We start from the raw sequence: 17,251 nt of genomic DNA, 5'->3' as shown, positions 1-17,251 counted from the left end.
TGCAATCCCAAGAAGAAACGCTTTAGCAAAGAAACAAAGATTTTCACGACCGATGATAAGGATGGCCAGCCAGAATGGTTGCAGCGCGATAAAGCTGTTCGGCAATCAGAATGCGGGCAATCTGGTGCGGCCAGGTCAATTCGCCCAGCGCCAGAACCAGATCGGCGCGCGACCGTAATGCCGGGTCGTGCCCATCTGGACCGCCGATGGCGACGATCAGCTGCCGCTTGCCATCATCACGCATGCGCCCGATGCGCTCGGCAAAGGCTTCGGAACCCAGCGCCTTGCCGCGTTCGTCGAGAAGAATAAGAGCCGCGCCATTATCCAGCGCTTCATGGATGCGTTGCGCTTCCTCGGCCTTGCGCAAATCAACGGTCTGGCCACGACTTTCCGGGATTTCGCTCACACCGGCGAATTCCAGCCCCAAAGGCGGGCCAGCTTTGGAAAAACGGTCGAAATAGCGCTCGACCAACTCCCGTTCGGGGCCGGCTTTCATCCGGCCCACGGCATAAACACTCACACGCATCGCGCCCTCAATATGGCAGGAGTTAAAGCCTGCCGGGTCGCAGCAGACGACAGGTCAATGGACGGTTCCCAACGCGCGTTCGTCGTCGAAATCGTCATCGAGCCATATCTTCTCGATATTGTAGAAGTCACGGACTTCCGGTCGGAAGATGTGCACGATGATATCGCCCGTGTCGATCAGGACCCAATCGCCACTTTCTAGCCCTTCGACCCGCAGGTTCTTGCAGCCCGCTTGATGCAGCGCCTGCAAAAGATGGTCGGCCACAGCCGTCACATGACGGTGCGAACGGCCCGACGCGACGATCATATAATCGCCGATCGTTGATCTTCCGCGAATGTCGATGGGGATGATGGATTCTGCCTTGGAGTTTTCGAGACTGGCCAAGGCCGCGTCGAAGGTCTGGGACACGAGATCTGTCTCGTTCATCCTGACCGGTGAAGGCGCGTGGTGAGCCTTCTTCTCAAGTGCTGTTCTCAGTGTATTGCCTTTCTAACAAGAACAAGCTGCTACGGCAGTTAAAAGCACCGTACATAGCTAAGATAGGCAGAGTCCCTGTTTTGTTTCAAGAGTCAGGACCTTACAGGGCCGTTCACTTTTTCAATATTTTGTTCTTTTTTGCGCATATCTTGTTGAGACAGTCACGACACCATCAAGATCGTGTACCCGACTTGCGAATGGCGCTTGATGAAAGCGAAGAACGCGGCCCATGGATGAAGGTCCAGGCCGGTGGTGTGCGGCGCGCCAGCGTCGGCGCATATTGCTCGTCCAGACGGCTATGCGAAAAAGTCTGCGCCATGCGCGACGACAGGTAAGCCAGCGTCGAGCCGGGACGGTCGATCACCGCAATCGGGAAATTATTGGCGATCTCGCGCCAGCGCTGCCAGCGATGGAAGGAAGCCAGATTATCGGCGCCCATCACCCAGACGAAATGCACACCCGGATTGGCGTCGCGGATCAGGGCCAGCGTATCGGCGGTATAGCGCACGTTGAAGGCGGCTTCGAGCGCCGTCACCTTGATGCGCGGATCGCTGGAGATTTCCTCGCTCCACCGCAACCTTTCCGCCAATGGCGCCAATTCGCGACGGTCTTTCAACGGATTACCGGGCGTTACCATCCACCAGAGCTGGTCGAGCTTCAGCCGCCGGATGGCGATCTCCGCGACCAGCGCGTGACCCCCATGCGGGGGATTGAACGAACCGCCAAACAGGCCGACCGCCATGCCTTTTTCGGCATGCGGCATGCGCAGATAATGCGCACCCACATCGGGATATTGTTCCTTCAATGCGGAAAGACCGAAGCCAAAGCGCATCAGCTTCGAATCTGCCCGTTGCCGCGAACGCGATATTTGAACGAGGTGAGCTGCTCGACACCCACCGGGCCACGCGCATGCATCTTGCCCGTGGCGATGCCGATTTCCGCACCCATGCCGAACTCGCCGCCGTCGGCAAACTGGGTCGAGGCATTGTGCAGCAAAATGGCCGAGTCGATTTCGTTGAAGAACCCCGCAACCGCTTCCGCATCCTCGGCGACGATGGCTTCGGTATGATGCGAGGAATAGCGATTGATATGCCGGATTGCGCCATCGACACCATCCACAAGCGCCACGGAAATGATCGCGTCCAGATATTCGGTGGCCCAGTCTTCCTCCGTCGCCGCCATCGCTGCCGGATAGAGCGCCCTCACCTCTTCGCTGCCACGAATTTCGCAGCCCTTGGCGGCCAGATCCTCAAGGATCGGCACCAGATGCGTCGAAGCGACGGCGCGATCCACCAGCAACGTTTCCGCTGATCCACAAATGCCCGTGCGCCGCATCTTGGCATTGACCGCGATCTTGCGCGCCATGTCGAGTTGGGCGGTTTTGTCGACATAAAGATGGCAGATGCCTTCCAGATGCGCAAAAACCGGCACCCGCGCTTCCGACTGAACGCGCGCGACGAGGCTTTTGCCGCCGCGTGGGACGATCACATCGATAGCGCCGTCGAGGCCCTTCAGCATTTCACCGACCGCCGCGCGATCCGTCACCGGCACGATCTGGATGGCATCGGCAGGCAGTCCGCCCGCTTCAAGTCCCGCCACCAGGGCTTTGTGAATGGCCGCTGACGAATGGGCCGAATCCGAACCACCGCGCAGGATCACCGCATTGCCAGCCTTGAGGCAGAGCGCGCCCGCATCCGCCGTCACATTGGGGCGGCTTTCATAAATGACGCCGATAACGCCGAGCGGTGTGCGCACGCGCTCGATATGCAGACCGTTGGGACGATCCCATTCGGCGATAACCGCGCCAACCGGGTCAGGCAATGCTGCAATGGCGCGGATGCCCTCTGCAATCGCCTCAATGCGCTTGTCGTCCAGCGTCAGGCGATCCACGAAGGAAGCGGCCATTCCGCTCTCGGCGGCATTGGCCAGATCAAGCTTGTTGGCTTCGAGAATGACGTCGCGGCTTTGGAGAATGGCGTCGGCTGCCGCCAGAAGCGCCTTGTTCTTCTGTTCCGCACCCGCAATCGCCAGTGGTGCTGCGGCGGCTTTCGCCTTGCGGCCCACTTCGGCCATGATCGCGGCTATGTCGCTTCCAGCTTCCACTTTATTCAGCATCCTCTCCCCGCCTATCAGTGTTCAGGCATTTTCGGTCTCGGCAGCCACGGCTGCGCCGCGCACCACGAGATCATTGCGATGGATCATAGCCGCCCGGGCATCATAGCCAAGAATGGTGCTGATCTCATCGCTTTTATGTCCGGCAATCTTGCGTGCATCCTCGGCGTCATAAGCAATGAGCCCCCGCGCAATCTCGCGACCGTCCTCGTTTAGCACGGCAACCGTGTCACCACGTTCGAACTGGCCGCTCACTTCCTTCACCCCCGCAGGCAAAAGCGACTTGCCCGATTTCAGCGCCTTCGCGGCACCTGCATCCACGGACAGACGGCCTGCCGGTTCCAGATTGCCGGAAATCCAGGTCTTCCAGGCGTTGACCGGCGCGCGGGCAGCTTCAAACAAAGTCGCACGCTCACCGCGATCAATCGCCGAAAGCGGCCCCATGCGGATACCCGAGGTGATGATCATCGCCGTTCCAGCGGCATTGGCGATCTTGCCCGCGTCAAGCTTGGTCTTCATGCCGCCGCGCGACAGTTCGGAAGCAGCTGCACCAGCCATCGCCTCGATCTGCGGCGTGATGGTTTCCACCAGCGGCAAAAACGCGGCATCCGGGTTCTTGTGCGGCGGCGCCGTATAAAGCCCGTCAATGTCGGAAAGCAGGATCAGAAGATCAGCGCCCATCATGGTCGCCACGCGAGCGGCCAGACGGTCATTGTCGCCATAGCGAATTTCTGTCGTCGCCACCGTGTCATTCTCATTGATGACCGGCACGGCCTTGAGCTTCAAAAGCGTCTCTATGGTCGCGCGCGCATTGAGATAACGGCGGCGCTCTTCAGTGTCGGCAAGCGTCACCAGAATCTGGCCGGACTTGATGCCGTGGCCGCCGAGCACGTCGGCATAGGCCTTCGCGAGCGCGATCTGACCGGCAGCGGCTGCGGCCTGACTTTCCTCAAGCTTCAGCGCTTTCTTCGGCAGGCCAAGCACGGTGCGCCCCAGCGCGATCGCGCCCGACGACACCACCAGCACCTCGACGCCTGCGTGATGGAGGGCGGCAATGTCCTGTCCCAGGCTTTCCAGCCAGTCGCGCTTCAGCCCCTTGGCGCGATCCACCAGAAGGGCGGAACCAATTTTAACAACAATGCGGCGATAGTCTTTCAATTGCTTCAGCATGCTCTCATTCCTCTCGCCGCATTCAGTCTTATTCTTCGACTTGCGCCGTTCCGGCTTCCTGTGCGCGACTTGCATCGATAACAGCCCCAAGCTGGCGGAGCGCATCGTTCAGGCCTTCATGGCTGACAGCGGAAAGCAGCAGCGGATCGCGCCCGCAGGCTTTCTTCAGCGCCTTGGCCTTGGCCTTGCGCGCATCGGGATCGAGCGTATCGATCTGCGACAGCGCGACGATTTCCGTCTTGTCAGCGAGACCATGTTCATAGGCTTCAAGCTCGCCGCGAATGACCTTATAGGCCTTCGCCACGTCTTCTTCCTGCGCCGACACCAGATGCAACAGAACCCGTGTGCGCTCGACATGGCCGAGGAAACGGTCGCCAAGGCCCACGCCTTCGCTGGCGCCTTCGATCAGACCTGGAATATCCGCGATCACGAATTCACGTGCATCCACGCGCGCAACACCAAGATTTGGGTGAAGCGTGGTAAATGGATAGTCCGCAATCTTCGGCTTGGCTGCTGTCACACTGGCCAGGAAGGTGGATTTGCCTGCATTGGGCAGACCGACCAGACCGGCATCGGCGATCAGCTTCAGACGCAGCCAGATGGTGCGCTCGATGCCTTCCTGTCCGGGATTGGCGCGGCGCGGCGCGCGATTGGTCGAAGTCGTGAAATGCAGATTGCCGAAACCGCCATTACCGCCCTTGGCCAGACGATAGCGCTGGCCGACTTCGGTGATATCGCAGATCAGCGTTTCATCATCTTCTTCAAAAACCTGCGTCCCCACCGGGACTTTGAGAACGACATCGTCACCCTTGCCGCCGGTCATGTTGCGGCCCATGCCATGCATGCCGGTCTTGGCCCGAAAATGCTGCTGATAGCGATAATCGATCAGCGTGTTGAGACCGTCCACGCCTTCAACCCAGACATTACCGCCCCGGCCGCCGTCGCCGCCATCGGGACCGCCGAATTCAAGAAATTTCTCGCGGCGAAACGATACGGCCCCTGCCCCGCCGTCGCCGGAGCGGATATAGATCTTGGCCTGATCGAGAAATTTCATTGAACCTTACCTCTTGCGGCGCATTCACGCCTTAAACCCGGGCCCGCGCAACCTATTGCGCGAGCCAAATTGCAATTACAGCAAAACCCGTTTCCTGCAAACAGTTGCAGTAGCCGGATTTCATCCGATTTTGTCTTTCCAGACCGCATCGCTGAAGTCGATATAGAGCAGTTCCTGATCCAGATACTGCCCCTGCACAAAAAGCGACTTCGGCTCAGTCCCATAGGTCTTGAAGCCGAGCGCCTCATAAATCCGCTTTGCCGGTTCGTTCGTCGCCACCACCTTGGCGTCGAGAACGATGACATGCGCCGCAGCATGTTCGATAACTTTTTGAACCAGAGCCTTGCCCAGTTCCAGTCCACGCGCTTCCGGCGCCACATAGACGCCCCAGAGCGTTCCGCGATGACGTTCGGACTTGCGTTCATGACGAAACACGCCTGCCGTTCCCAGCAGATTTTCACCGTCGAAAGCACCGAAGATGATATTGCCATTCACCTGTTCCAGACGGCGCGCAAACACGCTGTCGGAATAGGCATTTTCTTCCTCAAAACTCGAACCAAAGGCCAGTGGCGCGCGGCTCAGTGCGCTCAGTCTGATGGCGCGATAGCGATGCAGATCGCCCTTATCCAGGGCGCGCAGCACGATCTTTTCTGGCGCGCTTCCATGTTTATCATTCATTTCGCTCTCCGATAATTGCGGACCCTGCGGACAAGGCCGCAGGGCCTCATTATCTTATGACTGCCAGCTTCTCAGGCCGATCCAGGTGCGCCGGTCGAGAACATAGCGTTCGACCGGAACGTTTCCGGCGGCAAGCGTATCCGACATGCCCATGCTGCTGAACTGGAAGCCGCACTTGTGAATCACACGGCGCGATCCGTTGTTGGTCGCCCGGCAGGAAATATGCAGCCGGTTGACGGCCGTTGCCCGGAACACCAGATCAATCAGCGAATGAGCGGCCTCAGTTGCAAAGCCGTGCCCCCAATAGGGTTCGCCCAGCCAGTAGCCGATCTCCAGCCCGTCGCCATGTTTATTCGCATGGATGCCGCAACAGCCCATAAAGATGCCGGTCTCAGCTTGTGTAATGGCGTAGATGCAATTGCCCATCTCGCCTTTTCGCACGCGATCAACAAAATCGACGGCATTCTCACGCGTATATGGATGCGGCATGCGAGTGAGCATGCCCGAAACACGGAGATTGTTGGCAAGATAGGAAATGGCATCTACGTCTTCGACATGTGGCGGGCGCAGAACCAGCCTTTCGGTGACCAAGACGGGGCAATCTAAAACGGGAGCCAGCTCAGGCTCCAGATCAGCCGCCAGACCGGGGGAGAGATCGGCAAAACCCTCATCCCGGCTCATACAGCTTTCTGCGTAACAATCTTCTTCTAAAACGTCGACAACCATTTTTCTGTCCTCCAGATGCAAAAAGGGAAGATGGTGGTCCCATCTTCCCTTCGATCTTTTGGCTAGGCTGCCATATACACCGGGTCCGATGGGACGCCGGTGGTTTTAAGAGGCCCGGCTTACTCTGCTGCTTCCGCGATCGGGTTTACCGATACGTACGTGCGGCCGTTGGCTTTCGTACGGAAAGATACGGAACCGTTCGTGGTTGCAAAAATCGTGTGGTCCTTGCCGAGGCCAACATTGGCGCCCGGATGCCACTTCGTGCCGCGTTGACGCACGATGATGTTGCCAGCGAGCACAGCTTCGCCGCCAAACTTCTTCACGCCAAGGCGTTTGGATTCTGAATCGCGACCGTTACGCGAGGAACCGCCAGCTTTTTTGTGTGCCATTGGTGTTCTCCTTTAATCTCTCTACTTACTCAGCCGTTTCGGCCTTGGCTGCAGCCTTCTTAGGCGCTGCCTTCTTCGGCTTTGCGGCTTCGCCTTCAGCGGCTTCTGCCTTCGGAGCCTTCTTCTCAGCGGCCTTCTTGGAAGGCTTTGCGCCGTCGGTGAGGATCTCCGAGATACGGATCGTCGTCAGTTCCTGACGATGACCGCGGGTGCGCTTCGAATTCTGACGGCGACGCTTCTTGAACGCGATGACCTTGCGGGCACGGCCCTGTTCGACGACTTCGGCGGTCACGAGAGCGCCTGCGACGACTGGTGCGCCAATGGTCGAGCCGACCATCAGAACTTCTGCGAATTCTACGATGTCACCGGCTTCGCCAGCAACTTTTTCGACCTTGATCAGATCGTTTGCGGCAACGCGGTACTGCTTGCCACCGGTCTTGATGACTGCGAACATTTGTTGTCCTTTCGGTTGTTCGGTCCGGCTCTCATTTCCACGACATTAGCGCCGAAGTGATGGGCCGTCTTTTTATCAGTCGGTTAAGTGAAGGGCTTGCGCCCCTTGATTGTCGCCCCGGAAAACCCGGAAATCATCAATCAAAACAATAGGCGCGGATTGCCCCACGCCTAAGGTCTGGTGCTTATAGGTTCGGAACGTGGGAAAAGTCAAGAATTTTCACGAGAGAATGCAAATTAGGTCTTGTCTAATTGCAATCAGCCCGCTATTGAGCCGCTACACACTTAGCATTCGCTTTTGATGCTGTTTGACGGTGCGATTATATAGATCGCTTTACCGGATTGCACAATGCGGAGAGGTGGCTGAGTGGTCGAAAGTACCGCACTCGAAATGCGGCGTGGGGGTAACTCCACCGTGGGTTCGAATCCCACCCTCTCCGCCATTTTCTTCATCGAAATCCATAACCTAGCATCGCAGCAATACTTCTCTGTGCCCAATGAACCATGCTAGAAGGCAGCATGAGTGTGTTGTCATCCGTCGCCCCCATCTATAATCCGCCGCTGGAGCCCTATGTCTCCATCATTCATAGCGATGCGGATCTTCTGGTGCTGGACAAGCCAAGCGGGCTTTTGTCCGTCCCCGGTCGGCATCCCGCCCTCTCCGACAGCCTTGCCACGCGGGTGCAAAAGCAGTTTCCCCGCGCGCTGATGATCAACCGTCTGGACAAGGACACGTCCGGTCTGGTCCTGATGTCGCTGAACAAAAAAGCCCACGCCTATGTCGCAGCGCAGTTCGAGGCCCGGACGACCGAAAAATCCTACATTGCCAAAGTCTGGGGACATATGGACAGCGACGAAGGTTTCATCGATCTGCCGCTGGCTATCGATCCCGACAACAAGCCGCGCCATCGGGTCGACCACGAGCATGGCAAACCGGCCCAGACACGCTGGCAGGTCTTGAGCCGCGGTGAAAACAGCACGCGCCTGCGTCTCTCTCCCCTGACTGGCCGCACGCATCAATTGCGTGTCCATATGCTGGCAATCGGCCATGTCATTCTGGGCGACGAGTTTTATGCGGACGGCGCGGCACTGGCAGTAACCGACCGCTTGCTTCTGCATGCGGAACAGCTAGCCTTCCGCCATCCCGACGGGCGCGACGTGACATTCACCGCGCCTTGCCCGTTCTGATTCTGTGTTGAGATCATAGATGTCGCAGAAAATAGATACATCGGAGCTGGTTGTCGATTTCGTCGGCGGTGCTGTCGGCCACCGGTTTCGCTCCGGCGAAGGACGCGGGCAGGCGCTTGCCAAAGCCGTCGGCTTTACCGGCAGCGTCACACCGGAGATTGCCGATGCGACGGCGGGTCTAGGACGCGACGCATTTCTGCTCGCTTCGCTTGGCGCTCGCGTCACCTTGATCGAGCGCTCGGAAAAAATGCATGCCTTGCTGGCGGAAGGCCTCGCGCGCGCCGCGGCAGAAGGTGGTCAATATGCTGAGACGGTGGCGCGCATGACCTTGCTGCACGGCGATTCCTGCGAGCTGTTGCCAGCGTTGCGGCCACAGGTGGTGATGGTTGATCCGATGCACCCGCCACGCGGCAACACGGCTCTCGTCAAAAAGGAAATGCGACAAATCCGCGAGATTGTGGGAACTGATCCCGATTCGGAAAAGCTGATGCAGGTGGCGCTCGAAGCAGCGCTCAATCGGGTAGTGCTGAAGTGGCCGTTGCGTGCCGAACCGATGGCGGGCTTGCGCAAGCCGTCACATCAAATCTTGGGCAAAAGCACCCGTTACGATGTATTCGTCAAAGCTAAACTTACATAAAATCTTGCCGTAAAGCCGCCAGATTTGCGGCCCCGAAAATGCGGAACAATAAAGCTGTAGCAGTTTTGATAATTCGGTTTAATTTGGAAACGCTGCATTTCGTAAAACGTAATTCATAATATTATCGAGGGCGTATGAAGACACAGATGGATCTGACGACAGCGCCGATCAATCAAGCGCTATTGCTCTTCGCCTTACCGACGCTTGGATCGTCGATCCTGCAATCGGCAAACGGTTCCATCGATACGATCTGGATCGGCCATTTGCTCGGAACGGATGCGCTGGCAGCCACGACCAACGGCAATCTCGTCATGTTTCTGCTCACGGCCTTTGTCTTCGGTTTCGGCATGGCATCGACCATTCTGATCGGGCAGTCTTTCGGGCGCCGCGATCTCGAAACCGCGCGCGCCATCACGGGCACCACGCTTGGCGCTTTCGTGCCGATCAGCATACTTGTTTCCATTGCTGGCTGGTTTCTGGCGCCGCATGTCCTTACACTGTTGGGCACGCCGGACATCATCGCGCCTCTGGCCCGCGCCTTCCTGCAAGTCACCTTCGTGGCCATGCCTGCCATCCTCATGCAGACAATCCTGATGATGGCCCTGCGCGGCAGCGGCGACTCCATCACGCCTTTGATCTTCATGGGGCTGGCGGTCATCCTGGATATCGTCTTCAATCCCCTGCTCATCCTCGGGATCGGTCCGATCCCGGCCTTGGGCATATCCGGCTCGGCGCTCGCCACTGCGGTTGCAAATTACATCAGCCTCGCAGCCATGCTGTTCTACATCTATCGCAAGGATCTCCCCTTGCGTTTGAAAGGCGAGGAACTGCGGTTTCTCATACCAGACCTCAAAGTGCTGAAACTGATCTTCAGCAAGGGGCTGCCGATGGGAATTCAGATGATCGTGGTTTCGAGCGCTATGCTGACCATGATGCGACTGGTCAATCAGGAAGGCGTCGATACGACAGCTGCCTTCGGCGCAACCCAGCAGCTATGGACCTATGTGCAGATGCCAGCCATGGCGCTTGGCGCCGCGGTCAGCGCCATGGCCGCCCAGAATATCGGCGCCGGCAACTGGGACCGTGTCAGCAACATCACCCGAACCGGTGTGCTCTATGCGATCCTGATGACCGGTGTTCTCGTGGTTGTCCTGCTCATGGCCGACCGGCAGGCGATGGAGATATTTCTCGGCGCTGACAGTTCTGCGATCCCGATCGGCCAGCATATCGGCAAAATGGCAACCTGGGGCTTCATCGCCTTTGGCGTCTCCATGGTCCTGTTCGGAACGGTACGCGCCAATGGACAGGTGATCTGGCCACTCATCATCCTTTTCGTATCGATGTATCCGGTTCGGCTCGGCGTTGCGATTGGCTTGCGCGATTGGCTCGGTGTCGATGCACTATGGCTCAGTTTTCCGGTCGCCATGCTATCCACCATGCTGATGGCGGGCGTTCTTTATCTTCGCGGCAACTGGCGCGAAAACAAGTCGATGAAGGTCGACAAATATGAACAGGAAAACGTTGTCGCTTCGACATCGCAGACAGCTGAAGCGGCTCCGTCATGCAATGCGCTGGCACCCAATGCACCGGCTGTGATGGAGGGAAGTGCATCCAGCGTGCGGTAAATTCGCCTGCAACCTGATGACTGCATGATCAGTCGGATGCGTTGAAAACAATGCAAAATTAGCAGTGCCGACCTGTTGCAATCTGCGTTTGCTTGGTTCATATAGCGCGGGCCTGACAGAATCGGTTCTTGATAGAATCGGCTGGCGCGAGCGGGTGTAGCTCAGGGGTAGAGCACAACCTTGCCAAGGTTGGGGTCGAGGGTTCGAATCCCTTCGCCCGCTCCAGTTTTCTGATCAGTCTAGCTTTCAAAATCCCGGCTTCGTCCGGGATTTTTGCTTATAAGCGGTCTGAGTCCGCCTCGAACAGCAACCACTGTCTCAGTTGTTTTTCAGGAATTTAAACGGAACGCCGGAGATGAGCGCCTTCACATAGCGCTTCTTCTGATAATAGCCGTTCAGCGACACACGCGGCAGTCTCAAAAGGGATTGAACGCGGTCACAGCTCAACACGCCCGGCTGGGTGGTTACCCCAACGGCAAACCCTGCACCTGCAACTGCGGACGTCTCTCGTTCACCAACGGCAGTCGGCCAGCCATAGGGATAAGAGAAAGAACGCGGGCGCTGCCCGACATAGCGTTCAATTGCCGCTGCAGACTGCTCTATCTCCTGATGCAGCCTGTCCTCGGTCACACGACGGAGATTGACGTGGTTGATCGTATGCGCGCCAAAATGAACCAACGGGTCTTTCGCCAGAAAGCGCAACTCGCCTTCATCCATCACCAGATCTTCGACAATCGCCATTGGCGACACGCCATGGAACTGCGCTGCCGCATCGATCCGGCGCACAGCTTCATCTTCATCGATAGCCTGAACAAAGTCTGTGAGACGATCAAAGGCTGCTAGCTTTGCACTGAGTGTCTCGCCGCGAACATCGACCATTCCTCTGCCAAAATCGAACGCGAAGCGGGACGCCTTATGCGTCAAGGCTTCGGCAGTTTCCCACCATGCGCTGCGCCGACGTTCCACAAACCCGGGATTGATGAAGATTGTGTAGGGGACAGAAAATTTCGCGAATATCGGCGCCGCGAACGTGGTGTTGTTGCGATAGCCATCATCAAGGGTGAACGCCACAAATTTGCGCCTGTCGCCCTTATCAGCAAGCAAAGCTGGCAGGTCATGCAAATGAACGGGCGTGAGGCCAGCGCCGATTGCCGCGCTAATCGCTTCTTCCAGAAATTCCGGTGTGACCGACAGATGTGCATTAGGGGAAAAATGCTCCGCGACCGCAGGGCGCACATGATGCAAGGTAAAAATCACGCCGCGTCCGGCGGCATTTGGGAAGATCGAGCGAACAAAGGGGGCAGCAGCTACCTCAAGCCCGGCCCTGATCATGCCGTAGCGTAGAGAGGCGCACATCCCCTGAAACGATCGCATTGCACCGCGCGCATCTGAGCGCGCCCCCTATTAAGTAAGAATCAAAAATTCATTACACTATGGTTCGTCAACAAGTCATTGATGCATGTTGATAAGTACTGATTCAGGTTAGTTCGAGCGCCTTATAAAGCTCTACGAGGCATTCATCGCGCGCGCAATCTGATAAATCGATAGCGACAGACCTTGTTATCGTACAGCTATCTCGGCATCAAACTCTTTAGATGCACTTAATAAAACGCCACGCACTGCGTTCTCCGGCGCTATTGAGTACCATGGTATGGCTCAGGCTTTGGTCTTTTTGACACCAAAAGAGCCCTCCCCTTCCTTTCACTCGCCCTTAGAACGCGGAAAGCCCCGCATTGTTTATGCGGGGCTTTTGGTGTGATGATTTGGTTGCGGGGTCAGGCTAAAGCGTGTTGCATTTATTCGGCCTCATACCCAGCAGCCTTAAAGAAGTTCTGGCATTCATTGATGGAGAAGAGACTGATGATATCGTCAAGTGCTTTTGAGATGGCGTCGAAGCTGCGTGCTGCTTGCCTTCTCAGAAGTGCCTTGAGTTTTGAGAAAGCCATTTCGATTGGGTTCAGGTCCGGCGAATAGGGCGGCAGGAAGAGAAACCAAGCGCCCTTTGCCTTGACGAGTTGCTCAGCCTTCTGGCTTTTGTGGAAGCCGACATTGTCGAGGATGACTATATCACCGGCTGACAGTGTCGGCACAAGCTGTGTCTCGATCCAGGTTTCGAAGATGCGGCTGTTCATCGGTGCATCGACGATCCATGGCGCGGTCAGGCCATGGCAGCGCAGTCCGGCAATGAAGGTCTGTGTCTTCCATTTTCCGAAGGGCGCATAGGCGGCAAGGCGCCTGCCTTTGGCAGACCATCCGGCGCGTTTTGTCAGGCGCGTATTTGTGGAAGTCTCATCGATAAAGATGAGACGCGACAAGGCCTTGTTGAAGAACCGCTTTCGGCGATTGATCCAAAGATCACGCGCCTTGGCGATCTCTGGTCTACGCTGCTCGCTTGCCTTGAGGCTTTTTTTTATTGCTCAGCCCAAGTCGGTGTAGAAATCGCCCGACCGTGGCGCGGTGGACTTCAATACCGCGCTCCGCGAGCGCAACGCACAGTTCGTCCAAAGTCGTTTCGCCACGGGCGGACATCTGCTCGCGGACCCAATCACCATGAGCCAAAAGCTTCACACTACCAGGCGGGTGGCCCTGCCTGGCGGCGGCCAGACAGCCGGATGACCGATGCAGGATCATCATGTTGTTGACGAACCGAGGCGAAACACGGAAATGCCGAGCGGCTTCCCGGTGACTATTGCCCTCACTCACAAACGCAACGACACGCTCACGCAACTCAATCGGATGCGGCTTGCCCATGGTGCATCTCCTTCCATGAGACAAGTGAATCACAGATCAAGCCAAACGGGAATCCCGAATCCGGTTAACAGCGACATGCTTTAGCGCCGTTGGTCGGGGAATTGATTCACTGGATCAATTTTTTCCTGCTCACCCTTCAAGTTCTGATCCGAGGAAGGAGGGGCGAGTGCGGTGCGGTAAGCGAAGCTTTCCGGCAGCGATATCTGATAGGGAAGTGATTTAGGAAGTTTGGTTGCGGGGGCAGGATTTGAACCTGCGGCCTTCAGGTTATGAGCCTGACGAGCTACCGGGCTGCTCCACCCCGCGCCAGGGTGTATTTTTTTAGAACCGGTTGGGTATTTTTGGCGATTATCGCATGTTTGGGGTGTTTTGTATGATTTGAGAAGATGTTTTAATTTGTGTGCTTAGCAGACCTGGCAGCGACCTACTCTCCCGCATCTTAAGATGAAGTACCATTGGCGCTGGAGCGTTTCACGGCCGAGTTCGGAATGGGATCGGGTGCAGCCGCTCCGCCATAACCACCAGGTCGGCGAAGAACACAAATTGAGAAGCTGGATTAGGGGAGTAGGGGAATAGGGCAGTAAGGGAGTATGTTAGCTCACTGTTTCCTCTGCTCTTATTTTCTTTCTGCACTGATAAACAATAAGCACGCGACTGCGTGCCGCCGGTTGTCCGGCGCCCTGTCCGGAGCGAAGCGGCTTTAGCCGCGACAGCGTGAGGACAGAAGTTAAAGCTGGTATTCGTCAAGCGAAGCTTGATGGATATTGTAAATGGGAGTGATCAAGTCGATCGAGCTATTAGTACCGGTAAGCTGCATGCGTTGCCGCACTTCCACACCCGGCCTATCAACGTGGTGGTCTTCCACGGCTCTGATAGGGAATACTCGTTTTTAGGTGGGTTTCCCGCTTAGATGCCTTCAGCGGTTATCCCGTCCGTATATAGCTACCCTGCTATGCCGTTGGCACGACAACAGGTCCACCAGAGATACGTCCATCCCGGTCCTCTCGTACTAGGGACAGATCCTATCAATATTCCTACACCCACGGCAGATAGGGACCGAACTGTCTCACGACGTTCTGAACCCAACTCACGTACCGCTTTAAATGGCGAACAGCCATACCCTTGGGACCTGCTCCAGCCCCAGGATGCGATGAGTCGACATCGAGGTGCCAAACAACCCCGTCGATATGGACTCTTGGGGGTCATCAGCCTGTTATCCCCGGCGTACCTTTTATCCGTTGAGCGATGGCCCTTCCACGCGGGACCACCGGATCACTATGACCGACTTTCGTCTCTGCTCGACTTGTCAGTCTTGCAGTCAGGCAGGCTTATGCCATTGCACTCGACGAACGATTTCCGACCGTTCTGAGCCTACCATCGCGCGCCTCCGTTACTCTTTAGGAGGCGACCGCCCCAGTCAAACTACCCACCATACACGGTCCTGGACCCGGATAACGGGCCGCAGTTAGACATCCATATAGGCAAGGGTGGTATTTCAAGGATGACTCCACAATGGCTGGCGCCACTGCTTCAAAGTCTACCACCTATCCTACACATGCCGACACGAATGCCAGTGTAAAGCTATAGTAAAGGTGCACGGGGTCTTTCCGTCTAACCGCAGGAACCCCGCATCTTCACGGGGAATTCAATTTCACTGAGTCTGCGTTGGAGACAGCGGGGAAGTCGTTACGCCATTCGTGCAGGTCGGAACTTACCCGACAAGGAATTTCGCTACCTTAGGACCGTTATAGTTACGGCCGCCGTTTACTGGGGCTTCAATTCAATGCTTGCACATCTCCTCTTAACCTTCCAGCACCGGGCAGGCGTCAGACCCTATACGTCGTCTTGCGACTTCGCAGAGCCCTGTGTTTTTGGTAAACAGTCGCTACCCCCTGGTCTGTGCCACCCCCACAAAGTTGCCTTCATGGAGGTCACGCTTCTTCCGAAGTTACGCGTGCATTTTGCCGAGTTCCTTCAACGCAGTTCTCTCAAGCGCCTTGGTATTCTCTACCAGTCCACCAGTGTCGGTTTAGGGTACGGTCTATATGCAGGAGCTATTTCCTGGAACCGCTTCGCTGCAAGATCAATCCAATAAGACCTTACAACACACGCGATCCGTCACTACCTGCAGGCCCACGAATATTAACGTGGTTCCCATCGACTACGCCTTTCGGCCTCGCCTTAGGGGCCGGCTAACCCTGCTCAGATTAACTTTAAGCAGGAACCCTTGGACTTTCGGCGAGGGAGTCTCTCACTCCCTTTATCGTTACTCATGTCAGCATTCTCACTTCCGATACCTCCAGGATGTCTCACGACTGTCCCTTCACAGGCTTACGGAACGCTCCGCTACCACGCACATACGTGCATCCACAGCTTCGGTGTATGGCTTTAGCCCCGGTACATTTTCGGCGCAAAGACCCTTATTTAGACCAGTGAGCTGTTACGCTTTCTTTAAATGATGGCTGCTTCTAAGCCAACATCCTGGTTGTTTTGGGATCCTCACATCCTTTCCCACTTAGCCATAACTTAGGGACCTTAGATGGTGGTCAGGGTTGTTGCCCTCTTCACGACGGACGTTAGCACCCGCCGTGTGTCTGCCCAGTAGTACTCCCCGGTATTCGGAGTTTGATTAGGATCAGTAAGACGGTGAGTCCCCATAGCCCATTCAGTGCTCTACCCCCGGGGGTATTCGCTGGACGCTCTACCTAAATAGATTTCGCGGAGAACCAGCTATCTCCAAGTTTGATTGGCCTTTCACCCCTAGCCACAAGTCATCCCGATCTATTGCAACAGATATGGGTTCGGTCCTCCAGTACGTGTTACCGTACCTTCAACCTGCTCATGGCTAGATCACTTGGTTTCGGGTCTAATCCGACGAACTGAACGCCCTGTTCAGACTCGCTTTCGCTGCGCCTACACCTACCGGCTTAAGCTTGCTCGTCAGACTAAGTCGCTGACCCATTATACAAAAGGTACGCTGTCACCCAGGACGAACCTTGGGCTCCAACTGTTTGTAGGCATTCGGTTTCAGGTACTATTTCACTCCCCTCGTCGGGGTGCTTTTCACCTTTCCCTCACGGTACTGGTTCGCTATCGGTCATGCACGAGTACTTAGGCTTGGATCGTGGTCGACCCATGTTCAGACAGGATTTCACGTGTCCCGCCCTACTCAAGGACTTAATTTCGTGTTGCGTGTACGGGGCTATCACCCACTTTAGCCAACTTTTCCAAGTTGTTCCACTTTACTCAATTAAGCCACTGGCCTGGTCCGCGTTCGCTCGCCACTACTAGCGGAGTCTCGTTTGATGTCCTTTCCTCTGGGTACTTAGATGTTTCAGTTCCCCAGGTTCGCTTCTAACACCCTATGTATTCAGGTGTAGATACCTTATTACGATAACTAGAAAGTTGAACTGTTCTTGCCAAAGCGCCAACAATTCAAATTTTCTAGCTATCTAAGGTGGGTTG

16 protein-coding genes, 3 tRNA genes and 2 rRNA genes (1 of these 21 running past the window's edge) are annotated in these 17,251 nt (G+C 56.3%); 5 read left to right on the top strand and 16 right to left on the bottom strand.

Annotated elements, in window-relative coordinates:
- Positions 1 to 43 precede the first annotated feature (43 nt).
- The 10 genes from rlmH to rplU form a co-directional block, all read right to left on the bottom strand.
- Positions 44 to 526 carry a 23S rRNA (pseudouridine(1915)-N(3))-methyltransferase RlmH gene (gene rlmH, locus WIX40_RS15380; protein WP_109369852.1) on the bottom strand — a complete coding sequence of 161 codons (483 nt, stop codon included), beginning with the start codon at positions 524 to 526 and terminating at the stop codon, positions 44 to 46.
- A 54-nt stretch (positions 527 to 580) separates the two neighbouring features.
- A complete protein-coding gene (rsfS, locus tag WIX40_RS15375; RefSeq protein WP_109369853.1) occupies positions 581 to 952 on the bottom strand; it encodes a ribosome silencing factor in 372 nt (123 codons plus the stop codon).
- 223 nt (positions 953 to 1,175) lie between these two features.
- Entirely contained in the window at positions 1,176 to 1,835 is a 660-nt protein-coding gene (locus WIX40_RS15370; protein ID WP_339440519.1) for a nicotinate-nucleotide adenylyltransferase, read from the bottom strand.
- Positions 1,835 to 3,118, bottom strand: coding sequence for a glutamate-5-semialdehyde dehydrogenase (locus WIX40_RS15365; protein ID WP_339440517.1), 1,284 nt, complete (start codon positions 3,116 to 3,118; stop codon positions 1,835 to 1,837). The genes WIX40_RS15370 and WIX40_RS15365 overlap by 1 nt, the downstream gene beginning before the upstream one ends.
- Before the next feature lie 21 nt (positions 3,119 to 3,139).
- Positions 3,140 to 4,285: a glutamate 5-kinase gene (gene proB / locus WIX40_RS15360; RefSeq protein WP_339440515.1), complete on the bottom strand. Its 1,146-nt coding sequence runs from the start codon at positions 4,283 to 4,285 to the stop codon at positions 3,140 to 3,142.
- Positions 4,286 to 4,313: 28 nt separating this feature from the next.
- Positions 4,314 to 5,339, bottom strand: a complete 1,026-nt coding sequence (obgE, locus tag WIX40_RS15355) for a GTPase ObgE (protein WP_140026214.1) — start codon at positions 5,337 to 5,339, stop codon at positions 4,314 to 4,316.
- 120 nt (positions 5,340 to 5,459) lie between these two features.
- Positions 5,460 to 6,017, bottom strand: a complete 558-nt coding sequence (locus WIX40_RS15350; protein ID WP_109369858.1) for a GNAT family N-acetyltransferase — start codon at positions 6,015 to 6,017, stop codon at positions 5,460 to 5,462.
- 54 nt (positions 6,018 to 6,071) lie between these two features.
- Positions 6,072 to 6,743, bottom strand: a complete 672-nt coding sequence (locus tag WIX40_RS15345) for a GNAT family N-acetyltransferase (RefSeq protein ID WP_109369859.1) — start codon at positions 6,741 to 6,743, stop codon at positions 6,072 to 6,074.
- A 119-nt stretch (positions 6,744 to 6,862) separates the two neighbouring features.
- Entirely contained in the window at positions 6,863 to 7,132 is a 270-nt protein-coding gene (gene rpmA, locus WIX40_RS15340; RefSeq protein WP_109369860.1) for a 50S ribosomal protein L27, read from the bottom strand.
- 25 nt (positions 7,133 to 7,157) lie between these two features.
- Complete coding sequence (gene rplU, locus WIX40_RS15335; protein ID WP_109369861.1) at positions 7,158 to 7,586, bottom strand: 50S ribosomal protein L21; 429 nt, start codon at positions 7,584 to 7,586, stop codon at positions 7,158 to 7,160.
- A gap of 352 nt (positions 7,587 to 7,938) precedes the next feature.
- Here rplU and WIX40_RS15330 point away from each other — a divergent pair.
- The 5 genes from WIX40_RS15330 (at position 7,939) to WIX40_RS15310 (ending at position 11,260) form a co-directional block, all read left to right on the top strand.
- Positions 7,939 to 8,028: transfer RNA gene (locus WIX40_RS15330), tRNA-Ser, on the top strand.
- 76 nt (positions 8,029 to 8,104) lie between these two features.
- Entirely contained in the window at positions 8,105 to 8,773 is a 669-nt protein-coding gene (locus WIX40_RS15325) for a pseudouridine synthase (RefSeq protein WP_339440512.1), read from the top strand.
- Between the two features lie 19 nt (positions 8,774 to 8,792).
- Entirely contained in the window at positions 8,793 to 9,410 is a 618-nt protein-coding gene (locus WIX40_RS15320) for a class I SAM-dependent methyltransferase (protein WP_339440510.1), read from the top strand.
- Between the two features lie 134 nt (positions 9,411 to 9,544).
- Complete coding sequence (locus WIX40_RS15315) at positions 9,545 to 11,035, top strand: MATE family efflux transporter (RefSeq protein WP_339440509.1); 1,491 nt, start codon at positions 9,545 to 9,547, stop codon at positions 11,033 to 11,035.
- 150 nt (positions 11,036 to 11,185) lie between these two features.
- Positions 11,186 to 11,260: transfer RNA gene (locus tag WIX40_RS15310), tRNA-Gly, on the top strand.
- A 93-nt stretch (positions 11,261 to 11,353) separates the two neighbouring features.
- Here the strand turns inward: WIX40_RS15310 and WIX40_RS15305 are convergent.
- From WIX40_RS15305 to WIX40_RS15280, 6 genes are all read right to left on the bottom strand, one after another.
- Positions 11,354 to 12,409 carry a polysaccharide deacetylase family protein gene (locus WIX40_RS15305; RefSeq protein WP_339440508.1) on the bottom strand — a complete coding sequence of 352 codons (1,056 nt, stop codon included), beginning with the start codon at positions 12,407 to 12,409 and terminating at the stop codon, positions 11,354 to 11,356.
- Between the two features lie 422 nt (positions 12,410 to 12,831).
- Complete coding sequence (locus WIX40_RS15300; protein ID WP_339440507.1) at positions 12,832 to 13,350, bottom strand: IS630 family transposase; 519 nt, start codon at positions 13,348 to 13,350, stop codon at positions 12,832 to 12,834.
- 64 nt (positions 13,351 to 13,414) lie between these two features.
- A complete protein-coding gene (locus tag WIX40_RS15295) occupies positions 13,415 to 13,786 on the bottom strand; it encodes a winged helix-turn-helix domain-containing protein (protein ID WP_339440506.1) in 372 nt (123 codons plus the stop codon).
- A gap of 229 nt (positions 13,787 to 14,015) precedes the next feature.
- Positions 14,016 to 14,092, bottom strand: a tRNA-Met gene (locus WIX40_RS15290).
- 105 nt (positions 14,093 to 14,197) lie between these two features.
- Positions 14,198 to 14,312: ribosomal RNA gene (rrf, locus tag WIX40_RS15285) — 5S ribosomal RNA — on the bottom strand.
- A gap of 250 nt (positions 14,313 to 14,562) precedes the next feature.
- Positions 14,563 to 17,251: ribosomal RNA gene (locus tag WIX40_RS15280) — 23S ribosomal RNA — on the bottom strand; it runs 124 nt beyond the window's last position.

Source organism: Ochrobactrum teleogrylli, assembly GCF_037482325.1.
GTDB lineage: Bacteria > Pseudomonadota > Alphaproteobacteria > Rhizobiales > Rhizobiaceae > Brucella > Brucella teleogrylli.
This window is presented reverse-complemented; position numbering and strand designations above follow the sequence as displayed.